14 protein-coding genes are annotated in these 16,037 nt (G+C 71.2%); 5 read left to right on the top strand and 9 right to left on the bottom strand.

Annotated features, from left to right (window positions below; genetic code table 11):
* Positions 1-66: 66 nt before the first annotated feature.
* From FB470_RS04400 to FB470_RS04385, 4 genes are all read right to left on the bottom strand, one after another.
* Positions 67-1,209, bottom strand: coding sequence for an RNA polymerase sigma factor (locus FB470_RS04400; protein WP_306988949.1), 1,143 nt, complete (start codon positions 1,207-1,209; stop codon positions 67-69).
* A gap of 5 nt (positions 1,210-1,214) precedes the next feature.
* Positions 1,215-1,622 carry a YciI family protein gene (locus FB470_RS04395; RefSeq protein ID WP_306988948.1) on the bottom strand — a complete coding sequence of 136 codons (408 nt, stop codon included), beginning with the start codon at positions 1,620-1,622 and terminating at the stop codon, positions 1,215-1,217.
* A 108-nt stretch (positions 1,623-1,730) separates the two neighbouring features.
* Positions 1,731-2,246, bottom strand: coding sequence for an NADPH-dependent FMN reductase (locus FB470_RS04390; protein WP_306988946.1), 516 nt, complete (start codon positions 2,244-2,246; stop codon positions 1,731-1,733).
* Positions 2,247-2,255: 9 nt separating this feature from the next.
* Positions 2,256-3,680 carry a short-chain fatty acyl-CoA regulator family protein gene (locus tag FB470_RS04385; RefSeq protein ID WP_306988944.1) on the bottom strand — a complete coding sequence of 475 codons (1,425 nt, stop codon included), beginning with the start codon at positions 3,678-3,680 and terminating at the stop codon, positions 2,256-2,258.
* A 227-nt stretch (positions 3,681-3,907) separates the two neighbouring features.
* Between FB470_RS04385 and aceA the strand changes: the two genes are divergently transcribed.
* The 3 genes from aceA (at position 3,908) to FB470_RS04370 (ending at position 7,876) form a co-directional block, all read left to right on the top strand.
* On the top strand, positions 3,908-5,194 hold the full coding sequence (gene aceA / locus FB470_RS04380) for an isocitrate lyase (protein ID WP_306988942.1): 1,287 nt from the start codon (positions 3,908-3,910) through the stop codon (positions 5,192-5,194).
* A gap of 70 nt (positions 5,195-5,264) precedes the next feature.
* Positions 5,265-6,872: a malate synthase A gene (gene aceB / locus FB470_RS04375; protein WP_306988940.1), complete on the top strand. Its 1,608-nt coding sequence runs from the start codon at positions 5,265-5,267 to the stop codon at positions 6,870-6,872.
* A 215-nt stretch (positions 6,873-7,087) separates the two neighbouring features.
* Positions 7,088-7,876, top strand: coding sequence for a S1 family peptidase (locus FB470_RS04370; protein ID WP_306988938.1), 789 nt, complete (start codon positions 7,088-7,090; stop codon positions 7,874-7,876).
* Positions 7,877-9,392: 1,516 nt separating this feature from the next.
* On the opposite strand, the gene FB470_RS04365 is transcribed toward FB470_RS04370, so the two are convergent.
* A complete protein-coding gene (locus tag FB470_RS04365) occupies positions 9,393-9,938 on the bottom strand; it encodes a TetR/AcrR family transcriptional regulator (protein ID WP_306988936.1) in 546 nt (181 codons plus the stop codon).
* An 85-nt stretch (positions 9,939-10,023) separates the two neighbouring features.
* On the opposite strand from FB470_RS04365, the gene FB470_RS04360 reads away from it, so the two are divergent.
* Both FB470_RS04360 and FB470_RS04355 read left to right on the top strand, forming a co-directional pair.
* Positions 10,024-10,482 carry a nuclear transport factor 2 family protein gene (locus FB470_RS04360; protein ID WP_306988934.1) on the top strand — a complete coding sequence of 153 codons (459 nt, stop codon included), beginning with the start codon at positions 10,024-10,026 and terminating at the stop codon, positions 10,480-10,482.
* A 44-nt stretch (positions 10,483-10,526) separates the two neighbouring features.
* Entirely contained in the window at positions 10,527-11,021 is a 495-nt protein-coding gene (locus FB470_RS04355) for a GNAT family N-acetyltransferase (RefSeq protein WP_306988932.1), read from the top strand.
* 51 nt (positions 11,022-11,072) lie between these two features.
* Here FB470_RS04355 and FB470_RS04350 read toward each other — a convergent pair whose 3' ends face one another.
* The 4 genes from FB470_RS04350 to FB470_RS04335 form a co-directional block, all read right to left on the bottom strand.
* On the bottom strand, positions 11,073-12,431 hold the full coding sequence (locus FB470_RS04350; RefSeq protein ID WP_306988930.1) for a glycosyltransferase family 4 protein: 1,359 nt from the start codon (positions 12,429-12,431) through the stop codon (positions 11,073-11,075).
* Positions 12,432-12,892: 461 nt separating this feature from the next.
* Positions 12,893-14,374: a glycoside hydrolase family 57 protein gene (locus FB470_RS04345; protein ID WP_306988928.1), complete on the bottom strand. Its 1,482-nt coding sequence runs from the start codon at positions 14,372-14,374 to the stop codon at positions 12,893-12,895.
* A complete protein-coding gene (locus tag FB470_RS04340; RefSeq protein WP_306988926.1) occupies positions 14,371-15,138 on the bottom strand; it encodes a class I SAM-dependent methyltransferase in 768 nt (255 codons plus the stop codon). The genes FB470_RS04345 and FB470_RS04340 overlap by 4 nt, the downstream gene beginning before the upstream one ends.
* Positions 15,139-15,160: 22 nt before the next feature.
* Positions 15,161-15,970, bottom strand: coding sequence for an ATP-binding protein (locus FB470_RS04335; protein WP_306988925.1), 810 nt, complete (start codon positions 15,968-15,970; stop codon positions 15,161-15,163).
* Between the last annotated feature and the right edge of the window lie 67 nt (positions 15,971-16,037).

Here is a 16,037-nt window from a genome sequence, read left to right as displayed (position 1 = left end):
GAGGTCGTAGCCGCGGATCGCCGCTCGGTGGCGGCGCACCTGGACGGACCGGCCTGCGCCGGGGTACTACGTCCGGCGGGTGTTGAGCCGCGCCGCCTGCCGGGTCAGGTAGTCGCGTTCGGCGAGGTTCGGGGCCTTCCGCGCCGCGTCGGCGTACAGCCGCGCCGCCGTCGCCACATCTCCGTCGCGTTCGTGCAGGTACGCCGCCACCGCGGTGTGACGCGGCAGCGAGTCGTCCAGCTCGGCGAGCGCCGCCAGCCCGGCGCGCGGCCCGTCCGCCTCGCCCACCGCCACCGCCCGGTTGAGCCGGACGATCGGGCTGCCGGTCAGCCGCACGAGCTCGTCGTACCACTCCACGATCTGCACCCAGTCGGTCTCCTCGGCGGTGGGTGCGTCGGCGTGCAGCGCGGCGATGGCGGCCTGGGCCTGGAACTCGCCCAGCCGGTCCCGTGCGAGGGCGGCCTGCAGGATCTCGACGCCCTCGGCGATCGACGCGGTGTCCCACCGGCCGCGGTCCTGCTCGGCCAGCGGCACCAGGCTGCCGTCCGGCGCGATGCGGGTCGCGCGCCGCGCGTGGTGGAGCAGCATCAGGGCGAGCAGGCCCGCCACCTCGGGGTGGTCGATCGCGGTCGCGAGCTGCCGGGTGAGCCGGATGGCCTCGGCGGCCAGGTCGACGTCACCCGAGTAGCCCTCGTTGAAGACCAGGTAGAGGACGCGCAGCACGGTGGCGACATCGCCGGGCTGGTCGAACCGCACGCCGGCGACCGTGCGCTTGGCGCGGCTGATGCGCTGCGCCATGGTCGCCTCGGGCACCAGGTAGGCCTGGGCGATCTGGCGCGTGGTCAACCCGCCGACGGCGCGCAGCGTCAGCGCGACCGCCGATGACGGCGTCAACGACGGGTGGGCGCACAGGAAGTACAGCTGGAGCGTGTCGTCCACCGATGACGCCGGCCCCGGCGCCGGTTCCTCATCGACGCGGTCCTCGCGCCGGCGGCGGGCGGTGTCCGCCCTGGTCGCGTCGAGGAACTTGCGCCAGGCGACCGTGACCAGCCAGCCCTTCGGGTCCCGCGGCGGGTCGCCCGGCCACACGCGGATCGCCTCGACCAGCGCGTCCTGCACGGCGTCCTCGGCCGCCGCGAAGTCGGCTCCGCGGCGGACGAGGATCCCGAGCGCGGCCGGCGTGAGGCTCCGGAGCAGGGCCTCGTCCACCAGGGTCACTCCGTGACAGCCGGCTCGTGGCGCAGGAACGGGCGCAGCTCCAGCCACTCGTGGATCGGCTTGCCGCCCGCACCGGGGGCGGCCGACAGCTCCCCGGCCAGCTCCACGGCGCGCTCGTAGCTGTCGACGTCGATCACCATCCAGCCGGCGATCAGGTCCTTGGTCTCGGCGAACGGGCCGTCGGTGACCGGTGGGCGCCCCTCGCCGTCGTAGCGCACGAACGTCCCCTCGGGGGCGAGCGCCTGGGCGTCGACGAACTCGCCGGTCTCCTCGAGCCGGGCCGCGAAGTCCTGCATGTACTTCACGTGCGCCGAAATCTCCTCCGGCGTCCACTGGTCCATGGGCTCGCAGTTGACCGCTTCCGGAGCGCCCCGGTAGTGCTTGAGCAGCAGGTACTTGGCCATCGTGTTCTCCCTCGACGCGGGTGCGACCCATTGTGGCCGCATTCACCCCGGGGACGGAGCCGATCGCGCGATCTCGACACGGTGGGCCGGAAATTTTTCCCGGCCGTGTCAGTGCGAGGTCAGCGCGGCCAGCGCCGCGGCCACCCGGGCGCGGATCGCCTCGTCGTGGATCAGCCCGTCCGCACCCACCTCGTGCCGCGTCACCGGCACGTGCACGCACGCCTCCTCGACGATCCGCGTGCCCAGGTACCCCAGCACGGTGCGCAGCGAGGCGTGCGCCCCGGCCGCGCCCGTGATCGAGGACGACACGTTGACCCACCCCACCGGCTTGCCGTCCATCGCGCCCGAGCCGACCGACCAGTCGAGCAGGTTCTTGAACGACCCAGGCAGCGCGCCCGCGTACTCCGGCGTGCAGAACAGCACGGCGCCGGCGTCCGCGAGCCGCCGGCGCAGGTCGGCGACCGCCGCGGGCAGCGGCTCCCGGTCCTCGTCGGGGTTGAAGTGCGGGAGCGAGCCGAGCCCCTCGTACACCTCGACACCCGGCGCGACCGCCCGCGCGGTCGCCAGCAGCGCGCCGTTGGTCGAACCGGCGCGCATGCTGCCGTTCACCGCGAAGATCTGCACCCCGCCACGCTATCCCTTCGGCACCGCCGGGTACGGGACGAAGGTGCTGGTGTTCTCGTCGACCGTCAGCTGCTTGCCGATCGTCGGGAACGCCCGCTGCGGGCAGGCCGGCCGTTCGCACACTTTGCAGCCCATGCCGATCGGCGTCGCCGCGGCCCTCGCGTCGAGGTCCAGCCCGGTCGAGTAGATGAGCCGCCCCGCGTGCCGGAGTTCGCAGCCCAGTCCGACGCTGAACATCTTGCCCGGGCTGCCGTAGCCACCGATGTTGCGCGACACCGTCCGCGAGATCCAGAAGTAGCTCTTGCCGTCCGGCAGCGTCGCGATCTGGGTGAGGATCTTACCCGGCGAGCTGAACGCCTCGTAGACGTTCCACAGCGGGCACGACCCGCCGACGCGCGAGAAGTGGAACCCGGCCGCCGACTGGCGCTTCGACATGTTGCCGGCCCGGTCGACCCGCACGAACGAGAACGGCACGCCGCGCCGCTTGGGCCGCTGCAGCGTCGACAGCCGGTGGCAGACCGTCTCGAATCCGACGCCGAAGTGGTCGCACAGCCGCTCGATGTCGTAGCGGAAGTTCTCCGCGGTGGACAGGAACGCCCCGTACGGCAGGATCAGCGCGCCCGCGAAGTAGTTGGCCAGCCCGACCCTGGCCAGCGACCGGGCCGCCGGGCCCGAGAACGCCCACGAATCGGCCAGCTCGGTGATCAGGTCGTCGTACTCCAGCAGCGCGATCTGCGAAGCCATCCGGAACGCGCGCTGGCCGACGCGCAGACTCGGGGCGAGCCGCAGGACCTTGGCCTCCGGCAGGTAGCGGTGCTGCTGACCGGCCGCCTCGTCGAGGCCTTCGCTGGTCACCTGCACGCCGTAGTGGTCGGCGAGGCGTTCCTGCAAAGCGTTGTGAACGCCGCCCCGGCGCAGCCCGATGTCCTCGGCCATCCGCTCGGCGCGTTCGTCCAGTTCGGCGACGTAGTTCTCGCGCTCGTAGAAGAAGTCGCGGACCTCCTCGTGCGGCAGGGGAGCGGCGGCGCTGCCGTGCGGGCCCATGCCGTTCTCGGTGACCAGCGCGGCCGTGCTCTCCACCGCGGCCCGGTAGCTGCGGTGCAGCCGGACCAGGGCCTGCGCGATCGTCGGGAGGTTCGTGGCCAGGTCGTTGAGCTCGCTGGTGGTCGCCTCGATGCCGATCGACTCGTCGAGCAGTGCTTCCCGCACGTCCGCGACCAGGCGGCTGGTGTCGTTGTTGGCGAAGAACTCGGTGTCCACGCCGAACGCCTCGGTGATGCGGAGGAGCACTGGAACGGTCAAGGGGCGCGAGTTGTGCTCGATCTGGTTGAGGTAGCTGGGGCTGATCTCCAGCAACCTGGCCAGGTCCGCCTGGCTCATCGCCCGGCTCTCGCGAAGGTGGCGCAGCTTCGCGCCGGCGAAAGTCTTCTCCACGGCAGGCCTTCCTCGACAAGTTTTTCAGACCGGACCGATCACGTGACCGATTCAGTCCCCGATCTTTGCGGCGGCTGCGAAACGTCGTTTCGCAACCTTCACAACATCCTACGGGAAAATTTACAGAAATTGGCAAATTGGAGCGCTGGCGGCATTTGCGCAGCGCATGTCATGGTCGAGACAAGCAAGCGAGTCATCGCAACGTTCGCAAAGGTGGAGAAAGACCCATGGCAGAGCAGCCCAACCACTTGCAGCAGGAAGCCGCTGAGCTCGCCAAGCGGTGGGAAAACGACCCCCGGTGGAAGGGTGTCAAGCGGTCCTACAGCGCGGCGGACGTGATCAAGCTTCGCGGCAGCGTCGTCGAGGAGCACACCCTGGCCCGCCGGGGCGCCGAGAAGCTGTGGGACCTGCTGCACACCGAGGACTACGTCCACGCGCTGGGCGCGCTGACCGGCAACCAGGCCGTCCAGCAGGTGCGTGCCGGCCTCAAGGCGATCTACCTGTCCGGCTGGCAGGTCGCGGCCGACGCGAACCTCGCCGGGCAGACCTACCCGGACCAGAGCCTCTACCCGGCCAACTCGGTGCCGGCCGTCGTCCGCCGCATCAACAACGCGCTGGGCCGCGCCGACCAGATCAACTGGGCCGAGGGCAACACCGACATCGACTGGTTCGCCCCGATCGTCGCCGACGCCGAGGCCGGCTTCGGTGGCCCGCTCAACGCGTTCGAGCTGATGAAGGGCATGATCGCCGCCGGCGCCGCGGGCGTGCACTGGGAGGACCAGCTCGCGTCCGAGAAGAAGTGCGGCCACCTCGGCGGCAAGGTGCTCATCCCGACCAAGCAGCACGAGCGCACCCTGAACGCGGCCCGCCTGGCCGCCGACGTGCTCGACGTGCCGACCCTGGTCGTCGCCCGCACCGACGCGCAGGCCGCGACGCTGATCACCAGCGACGTCGACGAGCGCGACCGGAAGTACATCACCGGCGAGCGCACCTCGGAGGGCTTCTACAAGGTCCGCAACGGCATCGAGCCGTGCATCGACCGCGGCCTGGCCTACGCCGAGTACGCCGACCTGCTGTGGATGGAGACCTCCACGCCGGACCTCGAGGTCGCCCGCCAGTACGCGGAGGCCATCAAGGCGAAGTACCCGGACCAGATGCTGGCCTACAACTGCTCGCCGTCGTTCAACTGGCGCAAGCACCTGGACGACGCGACCATCGCGAAGTTCCAGCGCGAGCTCGGCCACATGGGCTACAAGTTCCAGTTCATCACGCTGGCCGGCTTCCACGCGCTGAACTACTCGATGTTCGACCTGGCGCACGGCTACGCCCGCGAGGGCATGACCGCCTACGTCGACCTGCAGGAGCGCGAGTTCGCTTCGGAGGAGCGGGGCTACACCGCCACCAAGCACCAGCGCGAGGTCGGCACCGGCTGGTTCGACCTGGTCAGCACCGCGCTGAACCCGGAGAGCTCGACCACCGCGCTCACCGGGTCCACCGAAGAAGCCCAGTTCTAGAAAGAGCCGCGAGCGGCCAGGGCGCGCTCGCGCCCCGGCCGCCCCCGCGGCCCCTCCAGGAAGGCTCGCCATGTCCCACACGTTCACCTCGCAGATCGAGGTCGCCGGCCCCGCCGGCGAGCGGTACGACGAGATCCTCACCCCGGCTGCGCTGGCCTTCATCGCCCGGCTGGACAACGAGTTCGCCGGACGGCGGCGCGAGCTGCTGGACGAGCGGCGGCTGCGGCGGGAGAAGCTCGCCGGCGGTGAGGAACCCCTCGATTTCCGGCCGGAGACCCGCTGGATCCGCAACGACGACTCGTGGCAGGTGGCGCCCGCGGCGCCCGGCCTCGAGGACCGCCGCGTGGAGATCACCGGCCCGACCGACCGCAAGATGACGGTGAACGCGCTGAACTCCGGCGCGAAGGTGTGGCTGGCCGACTTCGAGGACGCGACCTCGCCGACCTGGCCGAACATCGTGGGCGGGCAGCTGAACCTGTTCGACGCGATCCGCCGCAACATCGACTTCACCACCGAGTCGGGGAAGCGGTACACGATCGGCGACAACCCGGCGACGATCGTCGTGCGGCCGCGTGGCTGGCACCTGGTCGAGAAGCACCTGCGCATCGACGGGCGACCGGTCTCGGCGAGCCTGGTGGACTTCGGGCTGTACCTGTTCCACAACGCGCGCCAGCTGCTGGCGCGGGGCAGCGGGCCGTACTTCTACCTGCCCAAGCTGGAGAACCACCTGGAGGCGCGGCTGTGGAACGACGTGTTCCGCCTCGCGCAGCAGGAACTGGGCATCCCGCAGGGGACCATCCGCGCGACCGTGCTGATCGAGACGATCACCGCGGCCTTCGAGATGGACGAGATCCTGTACGAGCTGCGTGAGCACGCGGCCGGCCTGAACGCCGGGCGCTGGGACTACATCTTCAGCATCATCAAGAACTTCGGCGACGCCGGCGCGGACTTCGTGCTGCCCGACCGCGCCGAGGTGACCATGACCGCGCCGTTCATGCGGGCCTACACCGAACTGCTGGTCCGGACCTGCCACAAGCGGGGCGCCTATGCGATCGGCGGCATGGCGGCGTTCATTCCGAGCAAGGACCCGGCGGCGAACGCGCTGGCGTTCGAAAAGGTGCGGCAGGACAAGGAGCGCGAGGCGCGCGACGGGTTCGACGGCTCGTGGGTCGCGCACCCCGGCCTGGTGCCGGTCTGCCGCGAGGTCTTCGACGAGACGCTGGGCGGGTGGCCCAACCAGCTCGGCCGGCTGCGCGAGGACGTCTCGGTGACCGCCGAGGATCTGCTGAACGTGGCCAGCGCCGGTGGTGATGTCACCGAGAAGGGGTTGCGGGCCAACATCAACGTCGCTCTGCGTTACGTCGACTCGTGGCTCCGGGGGACCGGCGCCGCCGCGATCTTCGACCTGATGGAGGACGCCGCGACCGCCGAGATCGCGCGGGCGCAGGTGTGGCAGTGGATCCGCAACGGCACGAAGCTCGACGACGGCACGGCCGTCACCGAGTCGCTGGTGCGGTCGATGCTGGACGAGGAGCTGTCGGCGATCCGCGCGGAGCTGGGCGCGGAGGCCAAACTGGACGATGCGCGGGAGATCTTCGTGGAGACCGCGCTCGGTGAGAAGCTGCCGAACTTCCTCACGACCGGTGCGTACGCGCGCTATTTGACCGATTTGGTCTAGTTCGGACTCCGGTTTTCCCTCTCCTGACGGGGAAAACCGGCTCGCGCTGGCTGTGGCCGGACAGCGCGGACACTCGGGCCCGGTAGGTATGCTCCGCCTACCGGGCCCGACTTGTTCCCGGGAAATTTCTTCCTTTCGGTCGATGTGTAGAACCGGCTCCCCGCGCAATCCTGGAGTGCAGCAACGTTGATCCAGGGATGCCGAAGGAGCTGGTCATGATCCCTGCTGTGCGCCGTTTCACCCGATCGATCGCGGTTTTCGCCGGTGTGGTCGCCGCGTGTGTCTGCGCGCCCGCCGCACAGGCCGAGCCGGGCATCGTCGGCGGCACGCCCGCGAACATCGCGGAGTACCCGTTCACCGTGGCGCTCACCGATGCCACCGGGCTGCAGTTCTGCGGTGGAACGCTGGTCGCGCCGGACAAGGTGCTGACCGCGGCGCACTGCGCGCAGGGGGAGAGCCCGCCCGGGCTGCGCGTCGTGAGTGGACGGACGGAGCTGAGCGGCCGTGACGGCACGGTGTCCACTGTGTCCCACGTTTGGGTGCACCCGAAGTTCAAAGACGCCACGGAGGGCTACGACGTGGCGATGCTGACGCTGACGCGGCCGGTGTCCGGGCAGCCGCTGGCGCTGGCCACGAAGGACGACGTGGGTTACCAGGCCGGCACCGAGGCGACGATCCTGGGCTGGGGCAACACGGCTCCGTCGGGCGACTCGTCGGACACCCTGCTGAAGGCGAAGGTCCCGATCACGAGCGACGACTACTGCAAGAAGGCGTACCCGCAATACACCCCCGACGCGATGGTCTGTGCCGGCTTCCCGCAAGGCGGGGTGGACACCTGCCAAGGCGACTCGGGAGGCCCCCTGGTAGCCGACGGGCGACTCATTGGGGTCGTCTCCTGGGGCGAGGGCTGTGCCGAACCAGGAAAGCCCGGAGTCTACGCCCGAGTCGGCTCCTACCACGACGAGCTGCAAGCACAGCTGACCCCACCCGAGGTGCTGCCCTAGGCTCCCCCCACCCGGCCGCGGTGCTGCCGGAGCTCGCCGCGCCGGCCGGGGTGCTGTCGTTGCTCGCCCACGCCCGGCTGGGGTGCTGCCGTTGCTCGCCGCACTCGGCCGGGGTGCTGTCGTAGCTCGCCTGCGCCCGGCCGGGGTGCTGCCGAGCCTCCGCACACGGTCGGGATGCTGCCGTTGCTCGCCGCACCCCGGCCGAGGTGCTGCCTTAACCTCCCGCGTCCGGCCGAGGTGCTGCCTTAACCTCCCGCGTCCGGCCGAGGTGCTGCCTTAACCTCCCGCGTCTGGGCGAGGTGCTGCCCTATCCCGCGGGCTCGGCCGGCTGTAGCGCTCGGCGCCTCAGCCGGGTGAGCCGGCGCCGCTCCGACAGTCGCCAGTGGTGCTGCCCAGCCTCCGCGCCCGACCGGGGTGCTGCCCTTGCCCTGCGAGCCCGCGGTGGTGCTGTCGTAGCTCTCCGCACCCCGGCCGCGGTGCTGCCCGAGCCTCCCGCGCGTGGACGAGGTGCTGACCTACCCCTCGGGCTCAGCCGGCTGAGCCGGCGTCGCTCTGACAGCTGCCAGTGGTGCTGCCCCATCTCACCGGCCGTGATGCTGCCCCAGCCCGCCGCGCCCACCCGGGGTGCTGCCCTTGCCCTGCGAGCCCGGCCGGCTGTGGTGCCCAGCGCCCCAGTCGGCTGAGCTGGCGGCGCTCCGATGGCCACGCGTCGCCGGTGGTGGCGGCGCTCGGTTGCGAGCCGCCTGCGCGTCGACGACCAACCACGCCACTTGCTGTCCGACGGCCGCAAGTGGGGCCAACGGTTCGACAACCACTCGCGCCGCAAGCGGCCCGACGGCACTCGCGCCACCGGTAGCCGCGCCGCTCGCTCCGTGGGCCGCGCGCTGCTGGTGGTGCGGCGCTCGCGCCAGCCCTCGGCCGCCTGCAGTGGGGCTACCGCCGAAGCCGCGGCGTTGGTGGTGGAGCTGCTCCACGGCCCATGCGCGGCTGGTGGCGATATGGCGCTGCGATAGCCAGCGTGCCGCTCGTGCTGGCACCGCGGTCGCCGGCGCACCCGGTGCTGAAGCAGCGGCGGCGGCGTGGAAGAGCTGCACGCGTCAGCACCCGGGCACGCTTCAGCAACGGGTCAGGTTTCAGCAAGGGGCCCCCTTCAGCAAGGGGCAGGTTTCAGCAGCGGGTCAGGTTTCACCACCCGGGCATGCTTCAACAACGGCGCGCTTCCCCAGCGCCGCCACGACCGATGCGCTGGTTGCCCCCAGCTGCGAAGGCGTCGGCCTTGCGGGCTGTCTCGCTTATCCAACGTCGGCCTTGCGGCTCGCCTCGCTCGTCCAGTTGTCCCGCAGCGCTTGTGGCGGACCGCGCTCCTCTCCGCGGGGAACTTCACCGGCTACCGAGGGCGTGCCGCGGGATCGATGATGCGGAACCTCGTCGGTTCAAGCGCTCAGCCGGCCGATGCGGCACCTCGTCGGTTCAAGCGCTCAACCGGCCGAAGCCGCACCTCGGCGGTCCAAGCGGCTCAACCCGCCGAAGCGGCTCGCAACAAGGTTTGCGCCGCCGCCTTGGCTGTGTCGGCCGCGGTGGGGTCTCCGGTGATTCCCGCGATCACCGTCGCGCCTTCTACGAGCGCGAAGATCTGGTCGCCGAGCGACTCCGATCCGGCCCAGGCCCGCAGGTGGCCCCGCACCGAGTCCTTGTGCTCCCGCGCCACCCGCGCGACCCCCGGCGCCCCCTCGCCGAGTTCGCCGAACGAGTTGATGAACGCGCACCCCCGAAAATCGTCCTCGCTGAACCACCCTCGCAGCCAGTCGAACACCGCCGGCACCCGGTCGCCGGGGGAGTGGGCCTCGACGTAGTCCACGAGCGACCTCCGCCACCGCTCGTCCCGACGACGGAGGTACGCCTCGACCAGGTCGCCCTTCGCCGGGAAGTACTGGTACAGCCGCTTCAGCGAAACGCCCGACCCGGACCGGATGGCGTCCATGCCCACCGCCTGGATACCACGCGCGTAGAACAACTCCTCGGCGGCGTCGAGCAGCTTCACCCGGGCTTCGTCGTGGTCCATCACACCTGACCCTTGCGTCGAGAACGTGCGTTCTCCTACTCTAGCGCACGAAGGGAGAACGCACGTTCTCCGAAGGGAGCCCGTCATGTCCGATCGCCCGCCGTTCCCGCCGTTCGACGAGACCACGGCCGCGCAGAAGGTCCAAGCCGCCGAGGACGCGTGGAACACCCGCGACCCGGAGAAGGTCGCGCTGGCCTACACAACCGACTCGATCTGGCGCAACCGCGACCGGTACGTCGTCGGCCGCGACCAGATCGTCGAGTTCCTGCGCCAGAAGTGGGACCGCGAGCTGGACTACGCCCTCCGCAAGGAGCTGTGGGGCTTCCGCGGCAACCGGATCGCCGTGCGGTTCCAGTACGAATGCCGCGACGCCGACGGCCAGTGGTGGCGGAGCTACGGCAACGAGCTGTGGGAGTTCAGCGACAACGGCCTGATGCGCCGCCGCGAGGCGAGCATCAACGACACGCCGATCGCGGAGTCCGACCGCCGCATCTTCGGCCCCCGCCGGGAATCCGAGTACGGGCAGCCCCTGCCGGTGTTCTGAACAATTCGGTCGACAGGGCGTGGAGCGGATGCCAGCGTGAGGGCGTGCGTCTCGTCGCGCTCCCAGCTGACACGTTCCACGCCCTCGCCGAGGGTGACCTGCTCGCGGCGAACCGGGCGTCGCCCGTGGAGCTCACGCCCTACTTCGTCAACCCGCGCTGGCTGCCGGGCTGGCGCAGGGCAAGCGCCCGCGTGCGGGCCGATCCCGGTGTCGCGGCCTGGCTGGCCGGCGCGATCGCCGGGCCGGACGGCGTGGTGGGCCGCGCCGGCTTCCACGGGCCGCCGGACGAGCGGGGCATGGTCGAGGTGACCTACGAAGTCGAGCCGGCCCAGCGTCGCCGTGGCTACGCGCGCGCCGCGCTGAACGCCCTCGTGGCGCGTGCCGTCGACGCGCCCGAAGTCCACGTGGTGCGGGCGGTGATCCGGCCGCACAACCACGCGTCCCGCCGGCTGGTGACCACGAGCGGATTCGCGGAGGTGGCGGAACCGCCAGGCCTGGCGAACGGACCGTGGGTGGTCTACGAACGCCTGACGCGGTAGCGGATCGCAGCCCGCGGCGCACGAAAACCGCTCAACAGCAAAAAAACACCGTCAGCGGACAGGTTTCCGAGCCGTGGCACGGGTTCTGCCGGACGTGCTCTTCCGCGCCGCGGACCCCATGGCCGCGGGTTTCTTCTCGCTCACCACGGGCGGTGGCTCGGGGTTGAGCACATTGCCCGTCGGGATCTTGGGACGTCCCAGTTCACCGTGCTCGCGCACCCGGGCCCTGCGGTAGACCTCGGCGGTGGTCACGGCGATGCGGGCCCAGTCGAAGTCGTCGGCGAGGCGGGCCTGCGCGGTCCGCGCACGATCCTCGGCCGCCGCGCGGTCCCGCAAAACCGAGTTCACGGCCGAGGTCAGCGCCGCCACGTCGCCGGGCGCGAACGACAGCCCGGTGACCCCGTCGACGACGACCTCGCCCAGACCGCCGGCCGTCGACGCCACCAGAGGCGCCCGCGCCGCGGCCGCCTCGAGGGCGACGATCCCGAACGGCTCGTACCGGCTCGGCAGCACCACGGCGTCCGCCGCCGACAGCACCGCCCGCAACTCCCGGTCCCGCAGGTGCCCCGCGAACTCCACCGCGTGCTGCATCCGCATCCGGCGGACCTGCTTGACCAGCTCGTCCAGGTGCCGCCCCCGCCCGGCGACCACCAGCCGCGTCCCGCGGTGCGCCCGGCGGATCTTCGGCAACGCGGACACCAGGTCCTGGACGCCCTTCTCCCACTCCAGGCGCCCGAAGAACAACAGCAACGGCTCGCCGCCGGGCGCGTACTTCTGCCGGGCCTCGGCGACCTCCTCGGCCGCGACCTGCCAGCCCCGTTCCTCGATGCCGTTGTGGATCACGGTGATGTCGTCCGCCGACACCTCGAACAACTTCGCGACCTCAGCGCGCATCGCCTGGGAGCAGGTGATCAGGGCGTCGGACCGGTTGGCCAGCCACCACTCCACCGAGTGCACCTGCTGGTTCAGCGGCTGCGACAACCACCCCGAGTGCCGTCCCGCCTCGGTCGCGTGGATCGTCCCCACCAGCGGGCGCCGCAGCGTGCCCGCGAGGCTGATCGCCGGGTGCGCCACCAGCCAGTCGTGCGCGTGGACGACGTCGGGCTGCCACGTGCGCGCCAGCTCGAGGCCGGCGCGCACCATGCCGTGCCCCATCGCCAGGGTCCACGCCACGAGGTCCCGCTCGAACGTCACGTGCATCGGATCCTCGGCGACGCGGATGATGCGCACGCCCTCGACCACGAGGTCCGTGGTGGGGTGCGTGTGCGCGTCGGTGCCCGCGGGATGCCGGGAGAGCACCACGACCTCGTGGCCGTCCTGCACCAGGTGCCGGGCGAGCGCGTGCACGTGGCGGGCCAGCCCGCCGACCACGACGGGCGGGTACTCCCAGGACAGCATCAGCACGCGCATGACAGGAGGTTACTCACTAGTCAACTAGGAACAGAACCGCCCGAACACCCCGCCCACTGGTGGGTGATGTCGATCACAGGGTGAGGGGTCGCGGGGGTCGAGGCGCTGCCCCCGGGGCCGGCGAGGTTGGGGTGGGCGCAGGTGGTCGTGACGCGAGCAGGCGGCGCGGTGGTCGACGATGGTGGGCGTTGGCGTGGTCCGGGCCCTTCTCCCGCGGGCGCTCCAGGGAGGCGGTGCGCAGGCCGGCGGCGCGGGCGCCGTCGAGGTCCCAGGCGTGCGCGGCCACCATCAGCACCTGGTGCGGGGCGACGTCCAGCAGCTCGCGAGGGTTCGGCGTGCTGGCGAGTGGTGACGAGGTCGAATCGCACTGTCGCCCGGCCCGCCGGGGGTGGGCGGGCGGCAACCGGCCCACGCGGCGGGGTCCGGTTCCGCGATCACCCCGGATGCCGGAACCGCCGATATCACAGCAGGCGCGCGTCCAGCTGCCCGAACGGGTTGTCCTGCCGGGCCCACCGCTCGACCTCCGCCGGGAGCGGGCCCCGGCCGATCCACCCCGCCAGCTCGTCGAAGCGCGCGGTGTGCACCGTGGCGCGGCGGCGGGCGTAGTCGGCGGCGGAGTCCTTCGTCACCATGAACGCCCAGTCGCTGGACAGGGCCATCATCGCCTCGCCGACGGCCCAGTCGGCGATCCGGTCGCGCCGCGGGCCGCGCGGCAGGGCCAGCATCCGCCGCTGGAGTGCCGCGTTGTCGGCGACCATGTCCGCCACCTGCTCGCCGTCCCAGACGCGCCAGTCCTTGCCGGAGCCCCACGACGACGCGGGCAGTTCGACCGGCTCGCCGACCAGCCCTGCGTCCACCGCGCCGCGCAGCGTCGTCACCCGCACCCCGGCCTCGGGCAGCGCGCGCAGCACGCCCTCCAGCCACGCCGGGCCTTCGTGCCACCAGTGCCCGAACAGTTCGGTGTCGTAGGCCGCGACGACCATCGGCTCCCGTCCGTGCTGTTCGCGCAGCTCGCGCAACCGCGACACCACCGTCTCGACGAAATCCTTCACGTGCGCGCGAACGGTGTCCGCGGCCACCGCCGGCTCGTAGGGCGCCTTGTCCGCGGGCTCGACCTGCTTGCCCGTGACCCGCGACGGCTTGAGGCCGACCTCGTGCGCCCACGTGTGGAAGTCCCGGTAGTGGGCGTGACCGGGATACCCCGCCTTCGGTGACCAGACCCGGTAGGTGACCTCCAGGTCCCGCCCGAAGCACAGCACACCGGACTCACCCACCGGGCGCGCGAACGCCGTGTCGCCGCGCAACGAGGGACCGTCCACCAGGAACCGCCGCACCCCGGCCGCCGCGTAGTCCGCCTCCATGCCGGGCGCGTAACCGCACTCCGGCGCCCAGATGCCCGCCGGCCGGTGCCCGATGCGCAACGCCGTGTCCGCCAGGCCGCCCGTGAGGAAGAACGACCGGATCCGCGGCTCCAGCAACGGCTGGAACGGATGCGCGTACGGCCCGCCGAGCAGTTCGATCACCTCGGAGTCCACAAGGGATCGAAGCAGCGGCGAAAAGCCGTGCCGCCATCGGGTTTCGAAGTCCTCCAGCGATCGCGTCGCCGCGCGGTGCTCGGTGGCGGCCAGCTCGCGCAGCACCGGGTCGTCGCGCCACAGCGTGCCGGCCTGCACCGTCCGCAGCTGCCAGTGCCCGAGCCACTCGTGGAAGGCCCGCAGCGCATGGGGATCGTCGAGCTGTGCCGCGAGGACCGGTGTCACCCCGAGCGTCAGCACGTCCCGGACGCCCTCGGCGGCGAAGCGGCGCAACAGGTCCACCACCGGCAGGTACGAGTGCGCCCACGCCTGGTACAGCCACTCCTCGCCGACCGGCCACGACCCGTGGTGCGGCAACCAGGGCAGGTGGCTGTGCAGGACGAGGCAGAACGTCCCCTCGCGGTTCACGGCCGCACCGCCACCGCGACGAGGTCCAGGCTCTCGTCCAGACGGTCACCGGTGATCTCGAAGTCCGAGGCCCGGATCGCGGCGATGTCGGCGAGGAGCTCCGGTGGCCAGGGCGCCTGTCCGGGCAGGTGTCCCATCACGACCTCCAGCTGCGCGTCGATGATGGACCCGCCGTACCGCTCGTCGAGCGCGCGCAGGCCCGGGCCGTGGTGCAGGCCGTGCAACAGCTCGACCGTGAAACCCGCCTCGCGCAACAGGGAATCCAGTTCGCCCGGTGCGAGTTCCCTGGTGTGGAACGGGTTCAGCGGCGTGTCGCTGTCCGGGGTGAACGTCAGCCGGTTCGGCGTGGTCACCAGCAGCCGCCCGCCCGGCCGCAGCACGCGCAGGCATTCGGCGAGGAACGCGCCCTGGTCCCACAGGTGCTCGATGACCTGGAAGTTCGCGACCACATCTACGGACCGTTCCCGCAGCGGAAGCTGCACCAGGTTTCCCCGCGCCGTCCACACCTGGGGATAGCGCCGGGCGACGTGCTCGGTGGTCGGCTGGTCGTAGTCGAACGCGAGCACCGACTCGGCTGTTTCGGCGATCAGCCCGGCGCCGTAGCCTTCGCCGCAGCCGGCCTCCAGCACCACCGCGCCCGCGCACCACGGCAGCAGCTCGTGGTAGGCCGCCTCGTGGCGGCGGAACCAGTAGTTCTCCTCGGCGATGCCCGGCACGGTGCGTTCCCCGGTCAGGTGCAGTGCTTCGGCGCGTGACGTGCTCACCCCGGCGACACTACTGGGTGAGTCAGGGCCACTTCCGCAGCACGACGGTCCAGGAAGACGCGTCGACGTGGAACTCGGGCACCGGGTTGCCCGCGCGCGCCATCGTCGAGCGGATGCGGAAGATCCCGCGGCCGAACCGGTTGACGTAGCCGAGCGCCTTCATCGCGCGGGCCAGGTTCGGGTTGCGGTAGTCGTGGACGCGGTCGAAGTTGTCGGCCCGGACCTGGCCGTAGGGGCCGCCCGGATTGCTCACGTCGATGCGGTCGTCGAACCAGGTGATGCGGATCGGTGCGTGGGAGGTCTCGTAGTTGCGGTGCATGACCGCGTTCATGCACGTCTCGCGCAAGGCTTCGGGCGGGTAGTCGGGCAGTTGCTCCTCGCGGAAACCCTCGTCGTCGGCCAGGCGTGTGCGCAGGTGCCCGCTGAGCAGGGCGCTGAGCCGGGAGGTCGTTTCGACGAGGTTGCCGCGCAGTTCCTGCTGGTCGGCGATGGGCGCGTCGAGGTCGAGGCCCTGGTAGCGGACGAACTGGACGTACGCGCCCGGGACGTGCGCGCTCGGGTCGTGCCCGATGGTGAGCGCGCCGAGGGCCGTAGGGATCCCGGCCGGCGTGGTCAGCCGGAGCCAGGCGAGATCCGCCTCGACCGGACGGTGATTTTCTTCCAGCGCTCCGGTGGCCACGAACGAGGGCAGGTAGGTGGTGCGGAAGAGGCGCACGTCGAGGTCGGCTTCGGTCGCCGTGACCAGTGGTCTGCCGTCGAAGGGACCACCCGCGAAGCGGCGGAGGTCGTGCTGAACGCGCTGGTCGTCCGCGACGCTCGTAGCCGTGTGCACCGTGACGCTCCCCTCAGTGGCAACTGTGCGACTGGTGGGTAACCCTAACGGGTGAGCACGGAGACGC

Source organism: Amycolatopsis thermophila (genome assembly GCF_030814215.1).
In the GTDB taxonomy this organism is placed as follows: Bacteria; Actinomycetota; Actinomycetes; order Mycobacteriales; family Pseudonocardiaceae; genus Amycolatopsis_E; species Amycolatopsis_E thermophila.
This window is presented reverse-complemented; position numbering and strand designations above follow the sequence as displayed.

What these genes read in the sequence shown, in the direction of transcription:
- FB470_RS04395 (WP_306988948.1), bottom strand. Translation starts at nt 1,622, where the DNA reads ATGGCCAAGTACCTGCTGCTCAAGCACTACCGGGGCGCTCCGGAAGCG.
- aceA (WP_306988942.1), top strand. Translation starts at nt 3,908, where the DNA reads ATGGCAGAGCAGCCCAACCACTTGCAGCAGGAAGCCGCTGAGCTCGCC.
- aceB (WP_306988940.1), top strand. Translation starts at nt 5,265, where the DNA reads ATGTCCCACACGTTCACCTCGCAGATCGAGGTCGCCGGCCCCGCCGGC.
- FB470_RS04370 (WP_306988938.1), top strand. Translation starts at nt 7,088, where the DNA reads ATGATCCCTGCTGTGCGCCGTTTCACCCGATCGATCGCGGTTTTCGCC.
- FB470_RS04365 (WP_306988936.1), bottom strand. Translation starts at nt 9,938, where the DNA reads ATGGACCACGACGAAGCCCGGGTGAAGCTGCTCGACGCCGCCGAGGAG.
- FB470_RS04360 (WP_306988934.1), top strand. Translation starts at nt 10,024, where the DNA reads ATGTCCGATCGCCCGCCGTTCCCGCCGTTCGACGAGACCACGGCCGCG.
- FB470_RS04350 (WP_306988930.1), bottom strand. Translation starts at nt 12,431, where the DNA reads ATGCGCGTGCTGATGCTGTCCTGGGAGTACCCGCCCGTCGTGGTCGGC.